We start from the raw sequence: 3,381 nt of genomic DNA, 5'->3' as shown, positions 1-3,381 counted from the left end.
ACGTTCGACGTCGGGCCGTAGCCGACAGCAGGGCCCGGCGGGTACCGCGGGGCGACGGGCGAGGGGGGCCGCCAGGGGGATAGGGTGATCGTCGACCCCCGGCAGACGGCTGTGCCGGACATCCGCGGACCTTCAGGCAGGAGCTTGCGCATGACCCTCGGCGACCTCGGAGACGTGGCGGGACTGATCGCGGCGATCGCGTTCGTGCTCCTCGTGGGCTTTCTCGCCGTCCCGTTGTGGAAGCTGGGCAAGCTCCTGGACGAGGCGCGGTTGAGCGTCAAGGACGTCACCGAGCACTCGGTGCCGATCCTCGACGAGGCCGCGAGCACCGTCGCCTCCGCCAACACGCAGCTCGTCAAGGTCGACACGATCACCACGTCCGCGGCGTCGGTCAGCGAGAACGTCTCCGCGCTGACGGGCCTGTACGCGGCGACGCTGGGCAAGCCCCTCGTCAAGGTCGCGGCGTTCTCCTACGGCGTGCGGCAGGCGTTCGGCCAGGCCAAGGGCCGGTCCGGCCGGCACGCCGGCAGTGACACGAACGTGGGCGCGAGCGGGGCCGAGGCGTGATCCGCCGCCTGTTCTGGGTCGGCGTCGGCGTGGCCGTCACCGTGGTCGTGATCCACAAGGGCCGCCAGATCGTCGCCCGGTACACGCCCGAGGCGGTCAGCGAGCGCGCGGCGGCCGCGGTCGACGACGCCGGTGTGCGGCTGAACCGGATGGCGCACACGTTCCGGTCGGACTTCGCGACGGCGCGCGCCGAGCGCGAGGCCCAGCTGATGGCGTCGCTGCGCGGCGAGCTCCCGGGCGACCAGCGGTAGCGGGACACCGCCAGATCTTTCAGTTTCCGTCTGCCGCGCTACCAGCGGCAGAATAGGCACGTGCCCGGGCAACGGTCCGGCACCGTAGTTCGTGCACCCTCCAGCACGACCCACCAGTACGACCGAGAAGAAGGACCACTGACCTCATGCGCACCGCCGAGATCCGCAAGCGTTGGCTCGACTACTTCGAAGCTCAGGGCCACGCGGTGGTGCCGTCGGCGTCGCTGATCTCCCCGGACCCGTCGACGCTGTTCACCATCGCGGGCATGGTGCCGTTCATCCCGTACATGACGGCCCAGCAGACCCCGCCGTGGTCGCGCGCCACCAGCGTGCAGAAGTGCGTGCGCACCCTGGACATCGACGACGTCGGCAAGACCACGCGGCACGGCACGTTCTTTCAGATGAACGGCAACTTCTCGTTCGGTGACTACTTCAAGGCCGACGCCATCCGCATGGCCTGGGACTTCCTGACGGGCTCGCTGGAGGACGGCAAGCTGGGCATCGACCCCGACAAGCTGTGGGTCACCGTCTACTACGAGGACGACGAGGCCCGCCAGCTCTGGAAGGACATCGTCGGCCTGCCCGACGAGCGCATCCAGGGCCTCGGCAAGAAGGACAACTACTGGTCCACCGGCCAGCCCGGCCCGGCCGGCCCGTGCTCGGAGATCTTCTACGACCGCGGCCCCGCCTTCGGGCCCGACGGAGGCCCGCTGATCGACGAGGGCGGCGACCGCTTCGTCGAGATCTGGAACCTGGTGTTCATGCAGTACGCCATCGACGACGTGAAGTCCAAGGAGGACTTCCGGATCGTCGGCGAGCTCGCCAAGAAGAACATCGACACCGGTATGGGCCTCGAGCGTGTTGCCTTCCTGCTCCAGGGCAAGGACAACATGTACGAGATCGACGAGGTCTTCCCCGTCATCGAGGCCGCAGAGAAGCTCAGCGGCAAGAAGTACGGCGAGAACCACGACGACGACGTGCGCATGCGCGTCGTGGCCGACCACGTCCGCTCGGCCCTGATGATCATCGGCGACGGCGTGCGCCCCTCCAACGAGGGCCGTGGCTACGTGCTGCGCCGTCTGCTGCGCCGCTCCGTGCGCGCCATGCGCCTGCTCGGCGTCGACGGCGTCGCGCTGCCGTCGCTGCTGCCGGTCTCCAAGGACGCGATGGCTCCCTCCTACCCGGAGCTGGCCACCAACTTCGAGCAGATCTCGGCCGTCGCCTACGCCGAGGAGGAGGCCTTCCGCCGCACGCTGGCCTCGGGCACCACGATCCTGGACAGCGCCGTCGCCAACCTGAAGAAGCAGGGCGGCGGCGAGGGGTCGAGCCTCGTGCTGCCCGGCGAGGCCGCCTTCCAGCTGCACGACACCTACGGCTTCCCGATCGACCTGACCCTCGAGATGGCCGCCGAGCAGGGCGTCCAGGTGGACGAGAAGGCCTTCCGCTCGCTCATGCAGGAGCAGCGCACCCGCGCCCGCGCGGACGCGCTGGCCAAGCGCACCGGCGGGGCCGACGTCGCCGCCTACGAGGCCCTGGAGAAGGAGCTCACCGCTCCCGTCGAGTTCCTCGGCTACACGCAGACCGATGCCACCGTGCGCGTCGTGGGCCTGCTCAGCGGCGGCGTGCCCGCCCCTGCCGTCACCGCCCCGGCCGAGATCGAGGTGGTCCTGGACCGCACGCCGTTCTACGCCGAGGCCGGTGGCCAGCTCGCCGACCACGGCACGATCGTGCTCGACAGCGGCGCCACCATCGAGGTCGACGACGTGCAGCGCCCGATCAAGGGCCTGAACGTGCACCGGGGCCGGCTGGTCGAGGGCACGGCCGCCCTGGGCGACCCGGGCACCGCGCAGATCGACACGGCCCGCCGTAAGGCCATCAGCCGCGCCCACTCGGCCACGCACATGATCCACAAGGCCCTGCACGAGCTCGTCGGCCCGGACCGCACGCAGGCCGGTTCGGAGAACGCCCCGAGCCGCATCCGGTTCGACTTCCGCTCGCCGTCGGCCGTCTCGGCGTCGGCCCTGACGGAGATCGAGGAGCGCGTCAACGTGCGCCTCGCCGACAACCTCGAGGTCACCGACCAGCTCATGCCGATCGCCAAGGCCCGCGAGGCCGGTGCCATGGCGCTGTTCGGCGAGAAGTACGGCGACGTCGTCCGCGTGGTCTCGATCGGCGGTGACTGGTCGCGCGAGCTGTGCGCCGGCACGCACGTCAAGCAGACCGGCCAGCTCGGCCGGGTCACGCTGCTGGGCGAGTCGTCGATCGGTTCCGGCGTGCGCCGCGTCGACGCCCTGGTGGGCGACGGCGCCTACGGCTTCCAGGCCAAGGAGCACGCCCTGGTGGGCCAGCTCACCGGCCTGCTCAACACGCGCCCCGAGGACCTGCACGAGCGGGTCGGCTCGCTCGTGACGCGCCTGAAGGAGGCCGAGAAGGAGCTCGCCACGCTGCGGCAGGGCCAGCTCCTGGCCGTCGCCGGCAAGCTCGCCGCCGAGGCCCCGCGCGTCGGCGACGTCCGCGTCGTCACGCACGACGCCGGCGAGGCCCAGGCCGACGACCTGCGGGC

Annotated in this window: 3 protein-coding genes; all 3 read left to right on the top strand. The window is 70.8% G+C overall.

Annotated features, from left to right (window positions below; translation table 11 throughout):
- Positions 1-150 precede the first annotated feature (150 nt).
- Entirely contained in the window at positions 151-567 is a 417-nt protein-coding gene (locus PROKR_RS22060) for a DUF948 domain-containing protein (RefSeq protein WP_036967547.1), read from the top strand.
- The gene (locus PROKR_RS22055; RefSeq protein ID WP_020015442.1) at positions 564-818 is read left to right on the top strand and encodes a hypothetical protein; all 255 of its coding nucleotides are present in this window, start codon (positions 564-566) and stop codon (positions 816-818) included. The genes PROKR_RS22060 and PROKR_RS22055 overlap by 4 nt, the downstream gene beginning before the upstream one ends.
- 146 nt (positions 819-964) lie before the next feature.
- On the top strand, positions 965-3,381 hold a 2,417-nt coding region (gene alaS, locus PROKR_RS22050; protein WP_036967544.1), incomplete at its 3' end, for an alanine--tRNA ligase.

The organism is Promicromonospora kroppenstedtii DSM 19349, assembly GCF_000515355.1.
GTDB classification, from domain to species: domain Bacteria; phylum Actinomycetota; class Actinomycetes; order Actinomycetales; family Cellulomonadaceae; genus Promicromonospora; species Promicromonospora kroppenstedtii.
This window is presented reverse-complemented; position numbering and strand designations above follow the sequence as displayed.

Excerpts from the sequence above, each read along its gene's own strand:
- PROKR_RS22060 (WP_036967547.1), top strand. The coding sequence starts at position 151 with ATGACCCTCGGCGACCTCGGAGACGTGGCGGGACTGATCGCGGCGATC.